Source organism: Acidovorax sp. K2F (assembly GCF_025246485.1).
Lineage (GTDB): Bacteria > Pseudomonadota > Gammaproteobacteria > Burkholderiales > Burkholderiaceae_C > Acidovorax > Acidovorax delafieldii.
This window is the reverse complement of the sequence record NZ_JAOBSQ010000038.1, coordinates 190,412-212,340: the sequence shown is the minus strand read 5'-3', so window position 1 is coordinate 212,340 and position 21,929 is coordinate 190,412. Positions and strand designations below refer to the sequence as shown.

At 65.0% G+C, this 21,929-nt stretch carries 21 protein-coding genes; 12 read left to right on the top strand and 9 right to left on the bottom strand.

The window, feature by feature from the left end:
- Window positions 1-41: 41 nt before the first annotated feature.
- The 3 genes from N4G42_RS15280 to N4G42_RS15270 all read right to left on the bottom strand — a co-directional run bounded on the left by N4G42_RS15280 (window position 42) and on the right by N4G42_RS15270 (window position 1,890).
- Window positions 42-443, bottom strand: a complete 402-nt coding sequence (locus N4G42_RS15280) for a carboxymuconolactone decarboxylase family protein (RefSeq protein WP_260667774.1) — start codon at window positions 441-443, stop codon at window positions 42-44.
- The gene (locus N4G42_RS15275) at window positions 370-849 is read right to left on the bottom strand and encodes a MerR family transcriptional regulator (protein WP_260667773.1); all 480 of its coding nucleotides are present in this window, start codon (window positions 847-849) and stop codon (window positions 370-372) included. Before N4G42_RS15275 ends, N4G42_RS15280 begins: the two co-directional genes overlap by 74 nt.
- A gap of 150 nt (window positions 850-999) precedes the next feature.
- Window positions 1,000-1,890 (bottom strand): LysR family transcriptional regulator, encoded by an 891-nt coding sequence (locus N4G42_RS15270; protein ID WP_260667772.1) that lies wholly within the window; start codon window positions 1,888-1,890, stop codon window positions 1,000-1,002.
- A gap of 213 nt (window positions 1,891-2,103) precedes the next feature.
- Between N4G42_RS15270 and N4G42_RS15265 the strand changes: the two genes are divergently transcribed.
- From N4G42_RS15265 to N4G42_RS15250, 4 genes are all read left to right on the top strand, one after another.
- Window positions 2,104-2,457, top strand: a complete 354-nt coding sequence (locus N4G42_RS15265) for a cyclophilin-like fold protein (RefSeq protein WP_165836557.1) — start codon at window positions 2,104-2,106, stop codon at window positions 2,455-2,457.
- Window positions 2,458-2,658: 201 nt separating this feature from the next.
- Window positions 2,659-3,654, top strand: a complete 996-nt coding sequence (locus N4G42_RS15260) for an alpha/beta hydrolase (RefSeq protein WP_409557836.1) — start codon at window positions 2,659-2,661, stop codon at window positions 3,652-3,654.
- A gap of 3 nt (window positions 3,655-3,657) precedes the next feature.
- Entirely contained in the window at window positions 3,658-4,977 is a 1,320-nt protein-coding gene (locus N4G42_RS15255) for an MFS transporter (protein WP_409557834.1), read from the top strand.
- A gap of 124 nt (window positions 4,978-5,101) precedes the next feature.
- Window positions 5,102-6,241, top strand: coding sequence for a zinc-binding dehydrogenase (locus N4G42_RS15250; RefSeq protein ID WP_260667770.1), 1,140 nt, complete (start codon window positions 5,102-5,104; stop codon window positions 6,239-6,241).
- A 215-nt stretch (window positions 6,242-6,456) separates the two neighbouring features.
- Here the strand turns inward: N4G42_RS15250 and N4G42_RS15245 are convergent, their stop codons facing one another.
- Window positions 6,457-6,750, bottom strand: a complete 294-nt coding sequence (locus N4G42_RS15245) for a DUF4148 domain-containing protein (RefSeq protein WP_260667769.1) — start codon at window positions 6,748-6,750, stop codon at window positions 6,457-6,459.
- Between the two features lie 295 nt (window positions 6,751-7,045).
- On the opposite strand from N4G42_RS15245, the gene N4G42_RS15240 reads away from it, so the two are divergent.
- From N4G42_RS15240 to N4G42_RS15220, 5 genes are all read left to right on the top strand, one after another.
- On the top strand, window positions 7,046-8,047 hold the full coding sequence (locus N4G42_RS15240) for an IS1595 family transposase (RefSeq protein WP_260667768.1): 1,002 nt from the start codon (window positions 7,046-7,048) through the stop codon (window positions 8,045-8,047).
- Between the two features lie 82 nt (window positions 8,048-8,129).
- Window positions 8,130-8,438 carry a hypothetical protein gene (locus tag N4G42_RS15235; protein WP_260667767.1) on the top strand — a complete coding sequence of 103 codons (309 nt, stop codon included), beginning with the start codon at window positions 8,130-8,132 and terminating at the stop codon, window positions 8,436-8,438.
- A gap of 163 nt (window positions 8,439-8,601) precedes the next feature.
- Window positions 8,602-9,690: a DUF6817 domain-containing protein gene (locus tag N4G42_RS15230; RefSeq protein WP_260667766.1), complete on the top strand. Its 1,089-nt coding sequence runs from the start codon at window positions 8,602-8,604 to the stop codon at window positions 9,688-9,690.
- A gap of 266 nt (window positions 9,691-9,956) precedes the next feature.
- Window positions 9,957-10,760: a MetQ/NlpA family ABC transporter substrate-binding protein gene (locus N4G42_RS15225; RefSeq protein WP_260667765.1), complete on the top strand. Its 804-nt coding sequence runs from the start codon at window positions 9,957-9,959 to the stop codon at window positions 10,758-10,760.
- Between the two features lie 285 nt (window positions 10,761-11,045).
- Window positions 11,046-13,352, top strand: coding sequence for a bifunctional diguanylate cyclase/phosphodiesterase (locus N4G42_RS15220; RefSeq protein WP_260667764.1), 2,307 nt, complete (start codon window positions 11,046-11,048; stop codon window positions 13,350-13,352).
- A gap of 187 nt (window positions 13,353-13,539) precedes the next feature.
- Here the strand turns inward: N4G42_RS15220 and N4G42_RS15215 are convergent, their stop codons facing one another.
- Window positions 13,540-14,184, bottom strand: a complete 645-nt coding sequence (locus N4G42_RS15215) for an FMN-dependent NADH-azoreductase (protein ID WP_099730040.1) — start codon at window positions 14,182-14,184, stop codon at window positions 13,540-13,542.
- Between the two features lie 132 nt (window positions 14,185-14,316).
- On the opposite strand from N4G42_RS15215, the gene N4G42_RS15210 reads away from it, so the two are divergent.
- Entirely contained in the window at window positions 14,317-15,264 is a 948-nt protein-coding gene (locus N4G42_RS15210) for a LysR family transcriptional regulator (RefSeq protein WP_056746686.1), read from the top strand.
- Window positions 15,265-15,428: 164 nt separating this feature from the next.
- Window positions 15,429-16,298 carry an HDOD domain-containing protein gene (locus N4G42_RS15205; RefSeq protein WP_056746683.1) on the top strand — a complete coding sequence of 290 codons (870 nt, stop codon included), beginning with the start codon at window positions 15,429-15,431 and terminating at the stop codon, window positions 16,296-16,298.
- A gap of 103 nt (window positions 16,299-16,401) precedes the next feature.
- Here N4G42_RS15205 and N4G42_RS15200 read toward each other — a convergent pair whose 3' ends face one another.
- The 4 genes from N4G42_RS15200 to N4G42_RS15185 all read right to left on the bottom strand — a co-directional run bounded on the left by N4G42_RS15200 (window position 16,402) and on the right by N4G42_RS15185 (window position 20,847).
- A complete protein-coding gene (locus tag N4G42_RS15200) occupies window positions 16,402-17,502 on the bottom strand; it encodes an ankyrin repeat domain-containing protein (protein WP_260667763.1) in 1,101 nt (366 codons plus the stop codon).
- Entirely contained in the window at window positions 17,499-18,113 is a 615-nt protein-coding gene (locus N4G42_RS15195) for a sigma-70 family RNA polymerase sigma factor (RefSeq protein WP_409557833.1), read from the bottom strand. Before N4G42_RS15195 ends, N4G42_RS15200 begins: the two co-directional genes overlap by 4 nt.
- A 22-nt stretch (window positions 18,114-18,135) precedes the next feature.
- Window positions 18,136-19,044, bottom strand: coding sequence for a hypothetical protein (locus tag N4G42_RS15190; protein WP_260667762.1), 909 nt, complete (start codon window positions 19,042-19,044; stop codon window positions 18,136-18,138).
- Window positions 19,045-19,185: 141 nt separating this feature from the next.
- Window positions 19,186-20,847, bottom strand: a complete 1,662-nt coding sequence (locus N4G42_RS15185) for a methyl-accepting chemotaxis protein (RefSeq protein ID WP_056067627.1) — start codon at window positions 20,845-20,847, stop codon at window positions 19,186-19,188.
- Between the two features lie 289 nt (window positions 20,848-21,136).
- Here N4G42_RS15185 and N4G42_RS15180 point away from each other — a divergent pair, with 289 nt between their 5' ends.
- Window positions 21,137-21,721 carry an RBBP9/YdeN family alpha/beta hydrolase gene (locus N4G42_RS15180; RefSeq protein WP_056067829.1) on the top strand — a complete coding sequence of 195 codons (585 nt, stop codon included), beginning with the start codon at window positions 21,137-21,139 and terminating at the stop codon, window positions 21,719-21,721.
- Window positions 21,722-21,929 lie beyond the last annotated feature (208 nt).

The following is a 21,929-nucleotide window of genomic DNA, read 5'->3' as shown; positions in this document are numbered from 1 at the left end:
GCAGTCGCATCCGGCAGGACAGGGCGGGGCGGCAGGGCGCTTCAAGCGGTCTCTGGTTGCGCGTCGGCCACTGCAAACACCTCGCGTGCCGCGGCCAGTCCGTTGAGCGCGGCCGGAAAGCCTGCGTACACCGCCATCTGCATCAGCACCTCCACGATCTCTTCCCGGGTGACGCCCACATTCAGCGCCGCCTGCAAATGCACCTTGAGCTGTGGCGTGGCGTTGCCCAGCGCGGTCAGTGCGGCGATGACTGCAATCTCGCGGCTGCGCAGATCGAGTCCGGGGCGCGAATAGATGTCGCCAAACGGAAACTCGATCAGGTAGCGCGCAAAGTCGGGGGCGATGTCGGCCAGGCTGGCGACGACACGCTCACCCGCGTGGCCGTCGATTTCGCGCAGCTTGGCGAGGCCCTGGAGATAGCGGGGTTGGGTTTCGGGGGACATGGGAGCTTCCTTGGTGGGTGGACGACGGGGTGGACCGAAGGGAAGCTTCCAGGCCATGGTAGTGCGCGATCTTGGCTTGCAGCGCCTGTGCGGCTTGCTGCATCGTGGTGATCGTTGCCAGCACCTGCGCCAGGTGCTGTTCCAGCAACTGGCGCCGCTCGGGGGCGGTGGCGTTCCCTTCGCTGCGCAGCCGCGCAAAGGCCTGCATTTGCCCGATGGGCATCTGGGTCTCGCGCAGGCGCAGCAGGAATCCGATCCATTCCATGTCCGACGCCGCATAGCGGCGCTGGCCACCAGGTGCACGGGCTACCGGCGCAATCAAACCGGCGCGCTCGTAGTAGCGCAGGGTGTGTGCGGTCAGGCCGGTGCGTTTGGCGACTTCGGCAATGGTGAGGAGGGATGCCATGGGAACGATTCTGAAAGTTGGAGTGCACTCTAAGTCAAGTGCTGAATCAGTCCATGGTGACGAGGCGCCGCAAAAGGCCATCGTCTAGCCATTTCTCGCTTCCGCAGCCTCGCGACCTTTTGCCACCCGCGTGGCTTGCGAGTAGTCTTTTCAATGCAGCTGCAACGCCTGCAGCACCAGCGAGAACGCGGGTGATGGCTGGCGCCGGCTGGGGTAGTACAGGTGGTAGCCCGCGAACGACGGGCACCAGTCTTCTAGCACCCGCACCAAGCGACCGTCTTCGACGTGGGTGCCCAGCTCGTCCTCGGGCAGTAGCGCAATGCCCAGCCCGGCCAACGCTGCATCGACCTGGGGCGGGGCGGTGTTGAAGATCAGCGGGCCGTCCACCCGCACGTTGACCTGTTTGCCCTTGCGCGCAAAGTCCCACACGTACAGGCCGCCCGAGGTAGGCATGCGCTGGTTGATGCAGCGGTGCGCTGTCAGGTCGTGCGGGGTTTTGGGAATGGGATGGGCGGCAAAGTAGCTGGGCGATGCCACAACGGCCATGCGCAGCGGCGGACCGATGGGCATGGCAATCATGTCCTTGTCGATGGTGTTGCCCAGGCGCACCCCAGCATCAAAACGGTCGGCCACGATGTCGCGAAAGCCGTAGTTCATGTCGAACTCCAGCGTGATGTCGGGGTTGTCGTGCAGCAGCGGCATGAGCTTAGGCAGCAGCGTGGTGTGCATGACGTGGTCGCCGCAGGTGATGCGCACGGTGCCTGCTGGTTTGTCGCGCAGTGCGGTCAGGGCATCCAATTCGGCCTCAATCTCGTCAAAGCGGTGGCCGATGGCGTGCATCAGGCGTTCGCCCGCTGGCGTGGGCGAGACGCTGCGCGTGGTGCGTGTGAGCAGCCGGATCTGAAGGCGCTCTTCGAGGCCACGGATGGTCTGGCTCAGTGCGGACTGCGTGACGCCCAGCGTGGCTGCTGCCCGGGTGAAGCTGCCCTCGCGCGCCACGGTGACAAAGGCCAGCAAGTCGTTCAGGTTGCGTCGCGCCATGGCAGGTTCTGTGGGTTGATTGGTTAGCCATTCTTATAAACCTATTCGTCATTCATTATCTAGTCAGTGCGGCGAGTGCTGGGCAAACTTCTTGCCATGGCAAAACGCATCAGCACCCACCCCTTCCAACGCCTTGCCTTCACGGGTGTCGCCGTGGCATTCACCCTGGCAGCTGCGGGGACGCCAGCTACCACCTTTGCACAGCAGGGCTCCATGAAAATTCAACTGCATACCGACGGCGCCATTGCCACCGCCATCCTGGATAACAACGCCGCCACGCGCGATTTTTTGGCCCAACTGCCGTTGTCGCTGACGCTGCAGAACTATGCGGAGATCGAGCGCATTGCCACACTGCCGCGCAAGTTGTCTACCCCGGCCGCATCGACGGGCATGACCCCTGTGACCGGTGACATCGCTTACTACGCGCCGTGGGGCAACCTGGCGATCTATCTGAGCGGCACTGTTCACGACCGAGGCCTGGTCCGCCTTGGCAAGGTGGACAGCGGCCTTGCAGCCCTGCAACGGCCGGGGCCCTTCACCGTGCGCATTGAGCGTGCCAGCGATTGAACGGCCGCCGTCTTCGCCCCCTCTCGGCACTAGCGCCGAATTCCCCCATCCGCAGGAGCATCGAACATGGACAACACCCTCAACGCCTTGAACACCGACCCCGTTACGGACCCGCCCACCTCGGACCGGCGCGGTTTCCTCATCCGAGCGGGCTTTGGTGCCGCAGCAATCGGCGGGTTGTCTCCTGCAAGTAGCAGTGCGATGACAGCGGGGCCGCAGCCAGCGCCCGGCAAGGTCAGCGGTGCCGACAATTTCTACCGAAGCGACAAGGTGACCGTGCGCAAGGTGACCTTCAAGAACCAGTACCGCATGGCGGTGGCGGGCAACCTGTTTGTGCCCAAGAGCCTGGACCGCAGCAAAAAGAGCCCGGCCATTCTGGTGGGCCACCCCATGGGCGCAGTCAAGGAACAAAGCGCCAACCTGTATGCCACCAAGATGGCAGAGCAGGGTTTTGTCGCGCTGTCGCTGGACCTGCCTTTCTGGGGTGAGAGCGAGGGCCAGCCGCGCAACGCGGTGGCGCCAGACATCTATGCCGAGGCTTTCAGCGCAGCGGTGGATTTTCTGGGCACGCAGGCGATGGTGGACCGCGAGCGCATTGGGGCCATTGGCGTGTGCGGCAGCGGCAGCTTTGTAATCAGCGCTGCCAAGATCGACCCGCGCATGAAGGCCATCGCCACCGTCAGCATGTACGACATGGGTGCTGCCAACCGTGATGCGCTGAACCACTCGCTGACTGTGGAGCAGCGCAAGCAGATCATTGCTGCCGCTGCCGAGCAGCGCTACGTGGAGTTCAGTGGCGGGGCCATCCAGTACACCGGTGGCACGATGCACGAGCTGACGGTAGACACACACCCCATTCAGCGGGAGTTCTATGACTTCTACCGCACCCCGCGTGGCGAGGTCACGCCCAAGGGCGGCTCAGCCAAAACCACCACCCACCCCACGCTGACCAGCAACGTCAAGTTCATGAACTTCTACCCGTTCAATGACATCGAGACGATTTCTCCGCGCCCCATGCTTTTCATCACGGGCGATCAGGCGCACTCCAAGGAGTTCAGCGAAGACGCCTTCCAACGTGCTGCCGAGCCCAAAGAGCTGCACATCGTCCCCGGCGCGGGCCACGTGGATCTGTATGACCGCGTGAACCTGATCTCGTGGGACAAGCTGACGGCGTTCTTTGGCAAGCACCTGGCATAAACGATGACCACTCAGGTATGTGCTGCGCCGTCGGGCGATTTTGACGGTGCGGTGGGTGCAGCGGTGCAGCCTGCGCGCTGGAGCGGTGTCTTTGCGATGACGCTCTGCGTGTTTGCGCTGATCGCATCGGAGTTCATGCCCGTCAGCCTGCTGACCCCCATGGCCGCAGACCTAGGGGTCAGCGAAGGCTGGGCCGGGCAGGGCATTGCGATATCGGGCGCCTTCGCCGTACTCACCAGCCTGAGCATTGCGGCGTTGTCAGGCCGAGTGGACCGCAAGATCTTGTTGCTGGGTCTCACAGCGCTGATGTGCCTCTCTGGCGCGGTCATTGCTCTGGCGCCGAATTACGCGGTGTACATGGCTGGTCGCGCGCTCATCGGGGTGGTGGTGGGCGGCTTCTGGTCGTTGTCTGCCGCCACGGCCATGCGGCTGGTGCCTGCGCAGCACGTGCCACGGGCTTTGGCCATTTTCAATGGTGGCAACGCACTGGCCACGGTGGTGGCGGCGCCGTTGGGCAGCTATCTGGGTGCCGTGGTCGGGTGGCGTGGGGCCTTCTGGGGGCTGGTGCCGGTGGCGGTGGTGGCTTTCATCTGGCAGTGGGTGAGCCTGCCGCCCATGCCTGCCGGGCTGCAGCGCGCGGGGGGCTCTGGTGGTGCGGTTGTCAGGCTGCTGCGGTGCCGGGTGATCGTTGTGGGCATGCTGGCCGTGGGCTGCTTTTTCATGGGGCAGTTTGTGTTGTTTACCTACCTGCGGCCATTTCTGGAAACTGTCACGCAGGTGGGTGGGTTCACGGTGTCGTTCATCCTGCTGGTGATCGGGGTGGCGGGCTTTGTGGGCACTGCGCTGGTCGGCATGGCGCTGGCCAGAGGTTTCTATACGACGCTGTTCATGGCACCCGCCTTGATGGCGCTCATTGCTATCGCACTGGTCAGTCTGGGTGACCAGCTCACCGCTGTCACGGCCTTGCTGGGCGTGTGGGGCCTGGTAGCCACGGCCGCGCCTGTGGGCTGGTGGACATGGGTGGCCCGTTCCATGCCGGACGATGCCGAAACTGGGGGCGGCCTCATGGTGGCGGTGGTCCAGCTGGCTATTGGCCTGGGCTCTACGGTGGGCGGCCTGCTGTTTGACCATGGCGGCTACCAGATCACATTTTTCGTTAGCGCTTTTTTGTTGCTGTTGGCAGCTTTGCTGGTCTTACTGACCTGGCGCGCTGGCATGGCCGAGGGCGATGCTGTTTCAGATGGAGGAAGAGAGACAGGCTGCACACGCGTGAGCAAGCTGACCTCGTATGGGGTGCAAAACAGAGGGGACAGCAAAACCTAGCGTCCTGATGAAAAATGGCGGGTTCCGGTGGGGAGGCTGTGACCTCCTGGCACCGCAGCCTCCCTCCACGTCGCGTCGCTCCATGCGCGCGGCCCCATTTTCATCACCCCACAGCGAGTCCTCCATGAACCCCTCCATCCCTACCACCGCGCTGCAGTTGCGCTCGCTTGTGCAAGCCGATGGCACCTTGCAGATCAGCCTGGAGCCGACCCCCGTGCCCACACCAGGGCCCGAGGAAGTGCTGATCCAGGTGCAGGCCACACCCATCAACCCGTCGGACATCGGCCTGCTGCTGGGCCCCGCCGACTTGTCCACCGTGCAGGTCACGGGCACGGCCGAGCGGCCGGTGGCCACGGCCCGCATCCCTGAGCGCGCCATGCCGGGCATGGCGGCACGCCTGGGCCAGAGCATGCCGGTGGGCAACGAGGGCGCGGGCCTGGTGGTGGCCGCAGGCAGCTCGCCTGCCGCGCAGGCGCTGCTGGGCCGCACGGTGGCGGTGATTGGCGGCGCCATGTATTCGCAATACCGCGCCATGCCTGCGTCGCAGTGCCTGCCGCTGCCGCCCGGGACCACGGCGGCTGAAGGCGCATCGTGCTTCGTCAATCCGCTGACGGCGCTGAGCATGGTGGAGACCATGAAGCGCGAGGGCCACACTGCGCTGGTGCACACCGCGGCAGCCAGCAACCTGGGCCAGATGCTGCTCAAGATTTGCCAGAAAGACGGTGTCGGCCTGGTCAACATCGTGCGCAAGCCCGAGCAGGCGGCGCTGCTGCGCGAGCTGGGCGCCCAGTATGTGTGTGACAGCAGCGCGCCCAATTTCATGGCCGAGCTCACCGATGCGCTGGCCACCACGGGCGCCACCATCGCGTTTGATGCCACGGGCGGCGGCACGCTGGCCGGGCAGATCCTGCAGTGCATGGAGGCCGCCATCAACCGCAAAGCCAAGGAATACAGCCGTTACGGCTCGGCAGTGCACAAGCAGGTGTACCTGTACGGCCACCTGGACACGCGCCCGACCGAAGTGCACCGCACCTTTGGCATGGCCTGGGGCATGGGTGGATGGCTGCTGTTTCCGTTCTTGCAGAAGATCGGCGAAGAGGCCACCCAGGCGTTGCGCCAGCGCGTGGCGGCTGAGCTGAAGACCACGTTCGCCAGCCACTACGCGCGCACCGTGTCGCTGGCGGGGGCGCTGAGCGCCGAGTCCATCGCGTTCTACGGCCCGCGCAACACCGGCGCCAAGGTGTTGATCGACCCGTCGCTGTAAGCGACGTTGCGGGCGCGCGCCTGGTGCCCTTGGGGGGCGCGGCTACACGGCAGGCACCAACAAAAAGGGCTCCCAAAGGGAGCCCTTTTTGCCTGCCCGCCCCTGCGGTTCAGTTAACACTCCCCATGGCTGCAGCACCCGCACCGCGCGAAGTGCCACCACCATGGGAAGTCCCGCAACTGCTTCAATCCAACCCAAGCAGTTGGTCTGCCAAATTACATGGCGCTGAATTCGCCCGAAGGGATTTGGCCGGTGCGCACGGCTTCGGCAGCCTGTGCACGCACGGCAGCGCGGTCAGCGGTGGATTGGTAGGTCACCACACGCGAGCCTGCGGGTTCCATGTTGTGGGTGCGGGCTTCGACAACAGCTTCTGCAGCCACTTCAGCGCGGGTGCGGTTGGTGTCGAACTTCAGGGCAAATTGCGAGCCATCGGCTTCATCGGCATGGGCGCCAAAAGCGGCGAAAGCGGCAACAGCGGCGACGGAGAGGAAACGGGCGGTCTTGTTCATGATGAAAATCCTTAAAAAAACTTAAAAAGCGTCTCAAAAAAGCCGGGTCAGAAACCGTTCCTGAACCGGGTTCGGTGAGTCGCCTTGCGGGTTCGGCTCATCGATGGGATGAACTGTACGCCGATGGTGTTCAGGGAAAAACCACCCAGTCGCAAACTAACTGTTCCAGTATTGAGAACAATCTTTCTATCCTCCCGCGCTCCGTGTGGGATCTTTCGGCGCTCGAATTTTGTTGGAAAAAACTGTATATTCATAAGGGGTATCTATTTAGCTCCAGTGACGTCAGAATTGCTGGATGGAAACCCAGATGCTAACGCCAACTCCTGGACAGGACTACCCTCGCACCTGGAACGAATTTCTTGACTGGTTTGCCACCGAAGAGGCCTGCCAGGCGTTCCTGGAGAAGCTGCGCTGGCCCCAAGGCTTCGTCTGCCCGCGTTGCGGCAACGCTGGCGATGTGTACCGCGCCAGCCGCACCCGCCTGATGTGCCGCTCATGCCAGTACCAAGGCACAGTGACCTCTGGGACCATCTTCGACAAGACGCGCACACCGCTGCGTGTCTGGCTGGCGGCAGCTTGGTACCTGACCAATCAGAAACAAGGCGTGAGCGCCCTGGGGCTGCAGCGCGTATTGGGTTTGGGGAGCTACCAGACCGCCTGGACCATGCTGCACCGGTTTCGACGTGCCATGGTCCGCCCGGGCCGGGACAAGCTCAAGGGGCTTGTGGAGGTGGATGAAACGTACCTGTCCATCACGGATCGCAAGAGTCCCGCCACCCCTGCAGGGCGCAAGAGCAGCACCACCAAAGTGTTGATGGTCATGGCGGTGGAGATCGTGGAGCCCAAGGGGTTTGGGCGCATCCGGTTACGCCGTATCGACCGAGACTCCGCCAGCCACGTCATTCCCTTCGTGCAGGAGGTGATCGAGCCCGGAGCCCAGGTCCGCACTGATGGTTCGGCGGCATACCGCGCTCTGGGAGAACTGGGTTACACCCACCAGCGCACCGTCATGCTCGGCTCAGGCGTACCCGCCCATGTCTCCATGGCGGGAGTGCACCGGGTCGCCTCATTGGTACAGCGCTGGGTGCTCGGAACGCATCATGGCTCTGTACAGCCAGACCACCTGGATGCCTATCTCGATGAATTCGTGTTCCGTTTCAACCGGCGCACATCCAGCTCACGCGGGATGCTGTTTTACCGCTTGCTGCAGCAAGCGGTGGTCACGCCGCCAGTGACGTATGGGGATGTCGTGAGCAAGAACACCGGGGAGAGGCAATCGGATACTATTACTGGATGAAATCACAGTATCAACGGGCTACTGGAGCTAAATAGATACCCCTTATATTCATACAGTATCAAACCACAGGAGAAGCAGCGCCATGCAAGTCATCGAATCCACTTACGCCGTCATCCTGCGCGACTACCCCGAGGAACTCCCGGCCAAGGAACGCATTGCCGCAGAAACCCGGTACGCCAGGGCCCTGGAAAAGCAGCTTGGCGGCCCCGAACAGGTGGCGGCTGCCCTGGACACCATGCAGAGCCTGGAGGAGTCGCCGCCCGAGGTGGTGTCTCCTGGCGATCTCACCCTGCTCAAGGCCTGGGGCAAGGCCAGCGTGGCAGCCCGGCAGGCCGGGTTCCGGGATTTGGGGGAAGGAGAGGGCGCGTACTTTGAGGTGCGGCTGGTCTGAGAGGCTGAAAGCCCGCAGCACGCAATAGGGCTGACCGAGCCGCTATTCAGGCGCGTGCTGGGTGTGAGGGCCGGGTCGCCCCGGTGCTTGCGCACCCGCCGAGTGGGCAGATACTGTGTGTACATTGCATTACCCGCACACTCAACGCCGGAGACACAACCCCATGACCCTGCCGCTTCACCCCCTGGACCCTGACCTGTTTGCCCGCGCGTTGCCGCTGCTGGACGACGAGTGGCTGACCCGTGACCCCGAATTGGCGCCCGTGTTGCCCACGGTGCTCGCGCGCAATGTGGGGCAGGACTGGCACAAGGCGGGCACGTTTCGCCACCACTTGGTGGGCGTGACGCGCACGCTGACGGTGTGGCAGCAGCCGCGTGATGTGCGCCTGTTGGGCCTGCTGCACAGTGTGTATGGCAATGCGTTTGTGGACCTGGTGAAGTTCGACCCTGCCAAGGAGCGTGCCCGGGTGCGCGAGATTGCGGGCGAGTCGGCCGAGCACCTGGTCTACCTGTTCTGCACCCAGTCGCGCACGCAGTTTGTGCAAAAGGTGCTGGCCCATGCGCTGGAGGCGGACGGCAGCCTGGTGCTGCAAAAGGATGGGCAGGACCATGTGCTCACGCCCTACGAGGTGGCGGCCTTCATCATCGTGAGCATGGCCGACACCATCGAGCAGTGGTTCAGCTGGCAGGACGACATCTTTTCGCGCTTTCCCGATGTGCAGCACCGTCACCAGAAGGCGCACTGGGCTGCATCGCTCTGGCCCGGACCCATGCGGCCGTCGGGGCGCATGGTGCACCAGATCAATGGCCTGGCCAAGGCGCTGCAGCACCCGGGGCTGAAGGACGTGCTGCCCATGCCACCCGTGTTTGCACACTGCTCGCAGCACCTGTCTGCCGCCAACGAGGCGGCGGCCACGTCGCTGTACTGGTCCGTCATCCAGCAAGACCAGCCGCTGGTGGACCTGGACGTGGCCACCGGCGTGCTGGAAAGCGCCGTGCGCCACAACCCCTGGGTGGGCGAGCCGCAGATGGTGCTGGCCCAGCTGTACCTGTCCGCTGGCCGCAAGGACGACGCCAAGGCCGCTGCCGAGAGCGCTCTGCACCTGTTCAGCGCTTGGGGCAATGCGTGGGACAAGCGCGTGCAGTGGGACGCCTGGGTGGCCTGGACGCGCATCCTGCTGCAGGGCGCGACGGTGGAGGGCACCTGGCCCGAGCGGCTGGACAAGCTGAACAACGTGGCACTGCGTGGGTGACTTGGAACATCCCCCTGAGTGGCTGCGCCACTTCCCCCTTCTCTCGAATCGCTGCGCGATTCGGGAAGGGGGACGCAGCCCTCGCTGCGGGGCGGCCCTTGCTCGGCTGCCCTCGCCGGGTGCGCACCAGTTTCAGGAGGTGGGGGAGGGGGCACGGGCCTTGTCTTCTTATTCGAATGGGTTGTAATGAAATGAAAACTTAGTTGTTCCAGTTTTATCGGGGAAACCCTAGGATGCGAACCATCTCTCAACGAAAGGTTTTCCCTGTGAACAACAACAAGCGCCTTCTCCTGCAATCCGCCCTGGCCCTGGCCGCTGCTGCCGCTTTCTCGTCCGGCGCCATGGCCCAGGACAAGCCCATCAAGGTGGGCGTGACCGGCGGCCCCCACGCCCAGATCTTCGAGCAGGTGAAGAAGGTTGCCGAGAAGGACGGCCTCAAGATCCAGATCGTCGAGTTCAGCGACTACGTGCAGCCCAACGCCGCGCTGGCTGCGGGCGACCTGGACGCCAACAGCTACCAGCACAAGCCTTTCCTCGACGCGCAAGTGGCCGACCGTGGCTACAAGCTGGTGTCGGTGGGCTACACCGTCAACTTCCCCATCGGCCTGTATTCCAAGAAGGTCAAGAAGCTGGAAGACCTGAAAGAAGGCGCCAAGTTCGGCATTCCCAACGACCCCACCAACGGCGGCCGTGTGCTGCTGGTGCTGCAGGACAAGGGCCTGATCAAGCTGCGTGACGGCGCGGGCCTCAAGGCCACGCCGCTGGACGTGGTGAGCAACCCCAAGAAGCTCAAGTTTGTTGAACTGGACGCCGCCCAGCTGCCCCGTTCGCTGGACGATCTGGACGCCTCGGCCATCAACACCAACTTTGCGCTGTCGGCCGGCCTGAACCCTGGCAAGGACGCCATTGCACAAGAAAACGCCAAGAGCCCCTACGTCAACCTGATCGCCGTGCGTGAAGCCGACAAGGACAAGCCCTGGGTGGCCAAGCTGGTGAAGGCTTACCACTCGGAAGAAGTCAAGAAGTTCATCCAGACCGAATTCAAGGGCTCGGTGCTGCCAGGCTTCTGAAGCTGATCGCAAATGCGCCCTGCAATGAGGGGCGCTGTGACTCTGCGGACTGGTTGCTGCTTCGCCCTCTCTCCCGCAAGGGGAGAGGGGTGGAAAAAGCGGCTGCGACAGCAGTCAAACATCCAAGTATTTTTGGCGTTATGCGCTTTTCCGTAATGCGCAGACAGCTATCCAAATGATAGCGTTTCGCCAACACCATTCCCCTGCGTTGCGCTGGGAAAACTGTGGTGTCGCGCTTGCATACACAATGAGAGGGTAACGTCCAGTAACACCATCCCCTCCACCATGCCCTTCGCGGAACGAATCCTCACAGCGGTCTGGTTGAGTGCGACCACGCTGTTGTTCGTTGCGTCACTGTGGACACCGGCACCGGGCGTGCGGCTGTTTCTGGACAACGCGTCCTGGACGCTGGCGTTTGGGCTGTCTGCCTTCTGGGCCTGGCGTGGCTGGCGGCTGGCGCCGCCCACCGACCGCGCGCTGCACACCGGCCTGCTGATCTTTGCGGTGCTGGTGGCCTTGGGGCAAATGGTGTGGAACGTGCAGGTGGCGCTGGACTGGAACCCGTTCCCCGCGCCCGCCGACCTGCTGTTTCTGGCGGGTGGGCCGCTGTGGGCTGCCACTGTCATCCGCGCCACTTTTGCGCGCCTGTCGCGCGATCGGGCCTACCCGGCCGCCCTGGACTTTGGCGGCACGGTGCTGGCGCTGCTGGCGTTCACGCTGGTGATCTACCTGCCCTCGGGCGAGGTGGACTCGCTGGCCGTGGGCACGGTGCTGGTGCTGTACCCGGCCGGGTTTCTCGCTGCGGCCGGCGTCACGGCGCTGGCTGTTCCGACGGTGGGGGTGCGCATCGACCGGTCCCATGCGCTGGTGCTGCTGGGCCTGCTGGGCTTTGGCCTGAGCTGGATGCAGTGGAACCTCATGGTCATCAGCAACACGGTGCAGCCGGGCATCTGGTTCAACGCCAGCTTCAGTGTATCGGCGCTGGTGCTGGGCTGGGGCGCACGCTGGCTGCGGTTTGAGATGTCGGCAGATTCGACCTACCGCCGCCAGTGCGACCAGGTCATGAACTACGTGCCACTGCTGTCCATGACGCTGGCGGCCATCACCCTGGTGCTGCTGTTTGTGGCGCCCGATGGCAGGGCAGGCATGCAGGCGCTGATCCTGGTGTGCTGCCTGCTGGTGCTGCTGCTGGCGGCACTGCGCCAGACCATTGTGGTGACCCTGCTCAACCGCCTGCGCACGGCCGAGGCCGCCGTGCTGCGCAACGAGGAGCAGCTGTACCGCGTGGCGCACTTTGATGCGCTCACCGGCCTGCCCAATCGACGCTACTTTGAAGACGCGCTGGAGCGCGCCGTGGCCGAGGCCGCGCGCGACACGCACAGCACCAACCGCCGCGTGGCGCTGATGCTGATCGACCTGGATCACTTCAAGAGCGTGAACGAAACCTATGGCCACCGCGTGGGCGACGCGCTGCTGAGCGAGGTGGCGCAACGCATCACCCAGCTGCTGGCGGGGCAGGGCCTGGTGTCGCGGCTGGCCAATGACCAGTTCACGGTGATGCTGCTGCGCCCGGCGTCGCGCACCGAGCTGGCGCAGCTGGCGGCCTCGCTGGTGGAGGGCCTGGCGCAGCCCTGGGAGCTGTCGGAGGTGGGCGCGCAGTACATGGGGGCCAGCCTGGGCATCAGCCTGTACCCGGACGACTCGGCCAACAGCGTGGAGCTGGTGCGCCACGCGCATTCGGCGCTGCACGCCACCAAGAGTGCAGGCCGGGGCTCGTACCGCTTCTACATCGAGGAGTTCACGCAGATCACGCGCGGGCGGCTGGAGCTGCGCCGGCGCCTGCACAACGCATTGCAGGCGGGCGAGTTCTCGCTGGTCTACCAGCCCCAGCTCAACCAGCAGCGCCAGACCGTGGGTGCCGAGGCGCTGCTGCGCTGGTCGGTGGATGGCAAGGCGGTGCCGCCCGACGAGTTCATCCCGCTGGCCGAGGAGAGCGGGCTCATCGTGCCCATCGGGCTGTGGGTGTTCGAGACTGCCTGCCGCCAGATGGCACAGTGGCGTGCCGAGGGCTGGCAGGCGCCCGTGGTGTCGGTCAATGTCTCCACCATCCAGCTGCGTGAGCCGGGTTTCACCCAGACCCTGCTGGGCGTGACCCAGCGCGCCGGGGTGGCGCCCGCCGGCCTGGTGCTGGAGATCACCGAGTCGCAGCTGCTGGACGAGTCCCTGTACGCCATCGCGCTCGATCTGAAGAACGCGGGTTTTGCGCTGTCGATCGACGACTTTGGCACCGGCCACTCGTCGCTCATCAAGCTCAAGCGCCTGCCGGTGAGCGAGCTGAAGATCGACAAGGTGTTTGTGCGCGACATCGTGGTGGACGTGAACGACCGCGAGATCTGCGCCACCGTCAACGCCCTGGCCCGCACGCTGGGGCTGGAGGTGGTGGCCGAAGGCGTGGAGACCGAGGAGCAGCTGCAGTTGTTGATCCGCATGGGCTGCGAGCGTTTTCAGGGCTGGCTGTTTGCACCGGCCCTGGCGCCCGGGCCACTGGCCGAGCAATGGCTGCAGCGGCAGGCGCCGCCCGCTGCGCAGTGACTGCTGGCATGGTGTGGCGTGGGGGCGGCATGGTCCGTGTGTGGCATATCAAAAATGATAGCTGCTCAGGCATGTTCCACTAGCGCATCCGACCGTTTTGCCCTGATAAAAGCCCAAACCCGGCACAGGGCCGGGTTTGGGGGGGCTTGCAGGGCTTGTGCCCTGCGCGCCGTTGTTGCCGCTGGGCTTATGCGGCCTGCGACACGCGACCTTGGTTGGCGGCCACGCTGGTGTGTGTGGAAATTTCCACGTTGGCCGAGGCCAGTGCGGCCGCCTTGGCGTCCGGGCCCATGGCCACGCCTTCGGCACGCACAAAACGCACGTCGGTGATGCCGAAGAAGCCAAACACCACCTTCAGGTAGCTCTCCTGGTGCTCCATCGCCTGGCCGCCTTCGCTGGTCGAGTACACGCCGCCACGGGTGGAGGCCACGATCACCGTCTTGCCACCGGCCAGACCCACGGGGCCCTTCTCGGTGTACTTGAAGGTGCGGCCCGCTTGCGCCAGGCGGTCGATCCAGGCCTTGAGCTGGCTGGGGATGGAGAAGTTGTACAGCGGCGCGCCAATCACGATCACGTCGGAGGCCAGGAACTGGCTCACCAGGGCTTCGGACAGTGCGTTTTCAGCGCGCTCTGCCTCGGTGGCAGCGGCCTGGCCGGTGCGGAACCCCAGCGACTGGGCCGACAGGTGCGAAGGCGCTTGCTGGGCCAGGTCCAGGTATTGCACGGTGGTGCCAGGGTGAGCGGCTTGCCAGGCGGTCACGGTGCGGGCAGTCAGTTGGCGGGACACGGATTGATCACCGGTGATGGCAGAGTCGACGTGAAGCAGTTGCATGAGGGAACTCCTGGGGTTCTGTGGATCGGAGCCACAGCGTGTGGCCATGGGATGAATTGTGGGGATGGATCAATTTGTTGATAAGGTAGTGAACTTGCGATAGATTGTTCTATCCATAGGACGATGAAGCCCATGCAAGATCTCAACGACATGCTGTATTTCGCCGAAGTGGTGGAGCGCGGCGGCTTTGCCGCTGCGGGCCGCGCGCTCGGCATTCCCAAATCGCGCCTGTCGCGCCGGGTGTCCGACCTGGAAACGCAGCTGGGCGTGCGCCTGCTGCAGCGCACCACCCGCAAGCTCTCGCTGACCGAAGTGGGCGAAGCCTATTTGCGCCACTGTCAGGCCATGCGCGAATCGGCCCAGGCGGCGGCCGACACGGTGGCCCAGGTGCAGACCGTGCCGCGCGGCACCATCCGCGTGAGCTGCCCCGTCACGCTGGCGCAGACCGTGGTGGCCGAGCTGATCCCCCGGTTCCTGGCCAGTTGCCCCGAGGTGCGCATCGACATGCTGGTGAGCAACCGCGCGGTCAACCTGGTGGAAGAGGGCATCGACGTGGCGCTGCGCGTGCGTCCCTCGGTGGACGACAGCGGCAGCATGGTCGTCAAGCGGCTGGACCACACCACGCAGATCCTGGTGGCCAGCCCCGAGCTGCTGATCCGCCAGGGCACGCCCCAAACGCTGGACGACCTGGCCAAGCTCGACAGCATCGCCATGTCGGCCCCCGATGGCCGATCGACCTGGAACCTGATCGGCCCGGGCGGCGTGCACCAGGTGGTGCAGCACACGCCGCGCTATGTGGCCGACGACCTGCTCACGCTCAAATATGCTGCCGTGGCCGGCACGGGGGTGTGCTGGATGCCCGACTACATGTGCCAGGAAGAAATGCGCGAGCGCAAGCTGGTGCGGGTGCTGCCCGACTGGGCGCCGGCGCCCGCCATCGTGCATGCCGTGTTCCCCTCCCGCCGGGGGCTGTCGCCCGCGGTGCGGCGTTTTCTGGACTACCTGGGCGAGGCCATGCCCGGCCGCAGCAGCCTGAGCACACGGCAGGCCCTGCAGGGGCTCGACGGCGCCAATATCTGAGAACCTGTTCAAAGTACAGGTTCTGAGGCGCTGGGCGCAAAGCCTGCGCTTGTGCACGGATTCGGTGGGCAAAGCGCTTTTTGGCGCCACAATGCAACGAATTGCAACTGTGCGGGCTGCGCCCGTCCGTGTGGTCGGCACACGCGGCGGCCCGGGGACTTTTTGTGACCGCTCCACACCCCATCGACCAAGACATCCGGCAAGCCCGCGTGCACCCTGCCGTGCGCGCCATCGTGATCCCGCCGTGCCCCGAATCGTTGCTGCGCCTGCAGCAGATCGTGGCGGCGCCTGAGCTGGACTCGACCGCGCTGGAGCAACTGGCATCCTCCGACGTAGCCCTGGCCGCCGCCGTGATGCGGCTGGCCAACAGCCCGCTGTACGGCCTGGCCCAGCCGGTGCAGACCGTGGGCATGGCGCTGACGGTGCTGGGGCTGCAGCCGGCCGTGGAGTTGCTGTCTGCCTTCATCACGCGCAACGCGCTGCAGGTGCGCTCGCCGCTGCTGGAGCATTTCTGGGAAAGCTCGCAGCGCCGCGCCATTGCGTGCGAGCACATCGGCCACCAGCTCTACAGCCTGGACCCGGGGCTGGGCTACAGCTTCGGGCTGTTCTGCCATGTGGGCATGCCGGTGCTGGTGAAGGCGGTGCGGGGCTACGCGGGCACCGTGACCGAGGCCCTGGCGCGCAAGGACCGCACCTTTACCCAGACCGAGAACGCGAGCCACCGCACCGACCACGCGGTGATGGGCGCCATCGTGGCGCGCACCTGGCACCTGCCGGGCGATGTGGCCCAGGCCATCTGGCTGCACCACGACTTTGCCTGCCTGAACGACGAGCAGTTTGATCCCACCGTGCGCCACCTGGTGGCGCTGGGCTTGCTGGCCGAGTTTCTGGTCAACCAGCACGACGGCCTGGCCCCCACGCGCGAGTGGACCCAACACGGCCAGGCCTGCATGGACCACCTGCATGTGACTCAGGACGAGCTGGACCACTGGATCGATGCGCTGCACCCCGCGTTTGAGGCGGTGCGGTTCTGATGATTCCGACGAGCAACTGACTCGCCGCTACCGCCGAGCGGGGCAGCTACGCCCGGCCCCTGCGGACATGACGCAGGCACTGCGAGACCTGCCGGTGCGCTTTTCAGCGGGCCGCTTCCAGCAGCTCTGCCAGGCGCGTGTGCCCCCGCTGTGCCGCGAGCTGTGCCGCATTCAGACCTTCGCGGTCCACCAGCGCCGGGTTGGCGCGCAAGGCCAGCAGCCGCTGCACGGTGGCGGTGTGGCCGTTCATGGCCGCCAGCATCAGGGCGGTTTTTCCTCCGGGGTCGCGGGCATCCACTGGTGTGCCCTGTTGCACGAGGGCTTCGACCTGCTGGGGTTGGCCCGAGCGGGCGGCCTCCCAGATGGTGTTGGGCGAGGCCGCGCCCAGATTCTTTGACATGGCAGGGGCTGCAGCCGCCGTCTGGTGGTCGCGCGCTGCAGAGTCCGCCAGCGGGGCGCGGGTGGCTGGTGCAGCTGCTGCGGCGGGGGCAGCCGGAGCGGTTTCTTGAAGGGCTGGTGCAGGGGAGACTGATGCGCGTTCGCGCCTTTCGGTACTGGATTCGGCGCGGGGGGCTGCGGCCGTCGAGGGCATGGGGGGTGATGCTGGGAAACCGGAGAGGGCCCCGGCTGCGCGAGGTGCTGACAGGGCTTCCTGCTCAGTGGAAGGCGACACAGGAGCCGGCTTGGCTACGGGCTGGGCGGGTACTGGTGTCTGCGCAGGCGCGGGGGGGGCTACCGTGGCGGGCTTGGGGGGCATGGCGTCGGCCGACGGGCCGGTGCTGTTCCGCGTACTTTTCTGCGTGCTTTCCGGCGCAGGCGGAGTGCCCGATGGGGGCTCTGCCGGTGGCGGGAGCGTCGGTGTGGCCGCAGGCGCAGGCGCAGGGGCCGTAGGAGCCTGCGCAGGCGACTCGGCCCGGCGGTGGCTGAAAGCGGTGTCCCGCTCTCCGGGCGTGCCGCGCTCAAACTGCAGCATCAGCAAGCCAGTCAGCCCCACCACGGCCAAGGTGGCCAGGGCCGAAATCTTCCAGCGGGCCTGGTTGGCGGCAGGGGGGGCCACTGGGGCCGCTGATGCCGATGCCGCAGCCGTGGCCATCATCTGGGCATGCGCACGCACGGCATCACGCACATGCACGCCGGGGCGGGCGCCTTCCTGTTCGCTGGCTTCGTGGTAGCGCCGGACCAGTTCGTCATCCTGCCGGGTCATACAAACTCCTTGAGGTGCTGGCGCAGGCTGGCCCGCGCGTAGCGCAGGCGGCTTTTGGCGGTTTCAAAGTTAACGCCGGTGGCCTCGGCAATCTCCTGCACGCTCAGGTCGCCTTCGGCTTGCAACAAAAAGGCCTCGCGCTGCTCCAGTGGCAACTGCTCCACCGCCGCAATCAGCGCAGCCGCCTGCTCCCGCGACTGCAGTTGCCGCACAGGCCCGAAGCCCGAGTCCGCCACCAGCGTGTCCGCCAGGCTGCGCGCATCGTCGTCGCTGGCATCCAGGCTGGCATGGTGTTTGGCGGTACGCAGGTGGTCTACCAGCCGGTGGTGTGCCAAGGTGAACAGCCAGGTGCGGAACCTGGCCTTGACCTCGTAGCGGGCAGCGTTGCGCGCCACCGCAAACCACACGTCCTGCAGCAGGTCGTCGGCCACGGCCTGCACCTTCACGCTGCGAAACACAAACCGCCACACGGCCAGCTCGTGCCGGGCGTACAGCCGGTCAAACGCGGCCATGTCGCCACCGGCGTAGAGCAGCATCAGCGCTTCGTCGGCGTCGTAGGCATCGTGAGAGGGTGGGGCGGCAGGCACCCGGGCATTATGCGAAACCCTCATGCACTCACGGGCCGGCCCAGGCCTACCGTGGGTCGGGTACGTACGACAGGTTGTCCGACTGCGGAAACGCGCGCGGCACATGGGGCACGTGGGGGCGGGCGATGGGCTCGCGGATCACGCCGCTGGCGATCAGGTTCTCGCGGCTGTCGTAGCGGATGCTGATGATTTCATTGGGCTGCTCTTGCAGGCGCGTGAAGCTGGTGTGGGTGACAACCGAGGTCTCGCGCTGGCCGTGCGCCGTGCCTAGCTTGGCCGATGGCATGGGAACGGCCTTGGCCACACTGTCGGCAGATTGTGAGCGGGCAGAGGACTCTGCCTCGGCCGATAGGGCTGGGGCAGCTGGCGCACCGGCAGCCCCAGCGGCTGCGGGCGATGCGGGGTCCTCCCGCAGACGCCCGAGGCCCAGGCTGTTGTCGCGGCGCTGGCTGTAGGGCTCGGGGGTGATGGCGGGGGCAGGCTGGGGCATCGGTGGCTGTTCGCGGAACAGGGCGACGCCAATCACGCCCACATGCGCAGGGCGGCCCGTGCGGGCGGCATACGAGTTGGCGATGTGCGAAAACTCGAAGGCCGCCACCTGGCTGTCGCTCTTGCGCCAGCCGGTGATCTGGTAACGCTCATAGGGCGAGAACACATAGCCGCGCTGGTCCCACGCAGCGGTTTCGCCGCTGAGCACATTCACGCCGTCCACCGACGGCACGGCCAGCATCCGCTCGCCCAACCGGTTGCGCACCGTGATGGCATACCGCGCCCCGGGCCGCCCGGCCACCCAGTATTCGCCCCGGGCGTAGTGCACCGGCAGCGTGGCGCCGGTGTCGCGGTCCACGATGGTCACGTCGGCGAGGCGGCCAATGGCTTGGGCAGGCAGGTGGGCCAGGCCCAGCAGTGCTGTCAGGGCGGCGAGGGCGTGCAGGGTGAGTGAACGGGGTTTCATGGCAGCTCCATCAAAAAAGTGGTGGTGCTGGGTGAAACGAACGGGGCGGGGCAATGGGGTTGAGGGGTACCGAAAAATTCAAGAATTTTTTCAGCACCTCATTGCACCCACTCTGGCGGACCTGCTGTCCGCAATGCTGTCTCAGTGTGCGAGGCGTCGCACGCCGGGGACGGGCAGGGCATTGCCACGATGTACCGGCGTGGCACGCGGTGCATCGAGTCCCATGCCTGCTGAAGCACTGCCGCCGACCTGGAACACGGCCACCAGCTCCGCCAGCCGCTGGGCTTGCTGGCGCAGGTTTTCGGCGGCGGTGGTGCTTTCGCTCACCAAGGCGCCGTTTTGCTGGGTCATCTGGTCCAGCTGGGTCACGGCCACGTTGACCTGCGAGATGCCGTCGCTCTGCTCGGCGGCGGCGGTGCTGATCTCGCCGATGATGCCGTTCACGCGCTGCACGCCTTGCACGATCTCGTTCATGGTCTCGCCCGCGTTGGCCACGAGCTGGGTGCCCGAGTCAACCTTGTCGACGCTGGACTGGATCAGCGCCTTGATCTCTTTGGCGGCCTCGGCACTGCGCTGGGCCAGGCTGCGCACCTCGGTGGCCACCACGGCAAAGCCACGCCCCTGTTCGCCCGCTCGGGCTGCCTCCACAGCGGCATTTAGCGCCAGGATGTTGGTCTGGAACGCAATGCCGTCGATCACGCCGATGATGTCGGCGATTTTCTGGCTGCTGTGGTGGATGTCCTGCATGGTGCTTACCACCTGCTGCATCACTTCGCCGCCCTTGGTGGCTGTGCTGGCAGCGGTGGTGGCCAGGGCGTTGGCCTGGCGGGCCGAGTCGGCACTTTGACGCACGGTGGCGGTCAGCTCTTCCATGCTGGCGGCGGTTTGCTCCAGACTGCTGGCGGCTTGTTCGGTGCGGTGGCCCAGGTTCTGGTTGCCGCTGCTGATGTCGTCGCTGGTGGTGCGCAGCTGCGCAATGTTGTCGCGCACGGCCGACACCAGTTCATGAAAACGCTGCTGCATGTCGCGCACTGCCACCATCACGCTGCCGGTGTCGCCCGCCTTCACTTGCACTGGGGTGGTGAGGTTGCCCTGCTGGATGGCTTGCACCACCGCGCGCACTTCGCTGGGCTCGGCGCCCAGCTCGCGGCCAATGCTGCGTGATACCAGCACCGTCACCGCCACACTGATCAGCACCGCCAACAGCGTGATGGACAGCATCACGCCGGTGAACTGGCTCGCGTCCTGGTTGGCCGTCTGGCTGTTCTTGATGATGCGCGCCTCTTCGTAGTCGATGAGCTTGTTGGCTGCGGCCAGCCATTGCTCGTACTGGGGCTTGGCCTCGGTCCAGAGCATGGCTTCAGCGCCTGCGCGGTCGCCGGACTGCATCAGCGCGACCACCTTGCTGGTGGTGGCTACCGTACGCGCTTCAATGTCTTTGAGCGACTGCACCATAGGGGCCACTTCGGGCGGAATCTCCTTGGCGGTTTTCAGCACGCTGTCCAGCTGCGTGGCGGACTGCGCATAGAAGTCCGCCAGCCGTGCGATGGATTCGATTTCCTTCTTGCGTGCGTCGTCGTTGGGGGCCAGCACCACGTCGCGCACCGCGATGGAGCGGTCGTGCGCCGAGCCCCGGAAGTTGATGGCAGCGCGTTGGATGACCGCGTTCTGCGTGGCATTGGCGGTCAGGGCGCCATCAATGCCCCGTGCAATGAGCACGCTGTAGACCGACATGCCGAGCAGGGCCACGATGACCAAACCGAAGCCCGCCATCAGGCGCTGGCTGATTTTCCATGTGTGCATTGAAAGGTGCCTCTTGAAGTGAAGATGACTAAGGAAGAACCGACCTGGGACAAGCCGCCAATGCAAACCCAACCAGCCGCCGTCGTGCGGAACGGCGCCAGGCGGCTTGTTTGCAATTCGTTACATTGTACGCGTCGGTTTGAAATTAAACCGGTTGGTTTAATTTATTCACTCAATAGTCATTGATTGAAAGAGGCAAGCAGAAGTCGCTTTTTTAGATGATTTGGAGATTAAATAACAAAAATTAAGTCGTTTGGGTTTTAAAGGCTGGCTCGCAGAATCCCTGCCTGTGACCACCACCACCTCCATCATCATCGTCCCCGGCTGGCGCGATTCGGGCCCCGGCCACTGGCAGAGCCTGTGGGCCGAGCGCCTCCCCCACGCGCGCCGCGTGGTGCAGGACGACTGGATCACGCCCACGCGTTCAGCCTGGGTGAGTCAGTTGGAGAAGACGGTACTGGCCGCAACGCACCCTGTAGTGATCGTGGCACACAGCCTGGGCTGTATTGCCACCACCCACATGGGGCCGGAGGCTGCAGCCAAGGTGTGCGGCGCCTTGCTGGTGGCTCCTGCCGACCCCGAGCGCCGCGCCATCCTGAGCGACTTTGCCCCCGTGCCCTACGCGGCGTTGCCTTACCGCAGCATCGTGGTGGCCAGCAGCAATGACCCGTTTTGTCCCATTCGCCTGGCGGGCGCCTATGCCAGGGCCTGGGGCAGCGAGTTTGTGCGCATGCAGAACGCGGGGCATATCAACATCGACTCGGGCCATGGCGAATGGCCGCTGGGCTGGGCGTTGCTGCAGTCTCTGGAGGGCGATCACAGCACCATCCAGCCAGCGGCAGGGTACTCGCAGGTTTCTCCGGCCGCCGCCTGATTGCTATCTAATTGATAGCTTTCGGTGCATGTGTTACCAGCGCTTGGAGCCTGCAGGAGCCGAAATGTCCGGCCCCGAGCAGCTGGTGTGCGGTTTGGGGTCATGGCCCCGGTGCGCCCTTTGAGATGCTTATATGCCAATTCTCGATTAATTAACAAGAATATATTCTTTTGAGTTTTAAGGGGTGGTCCGCACAATGCGGAATCTC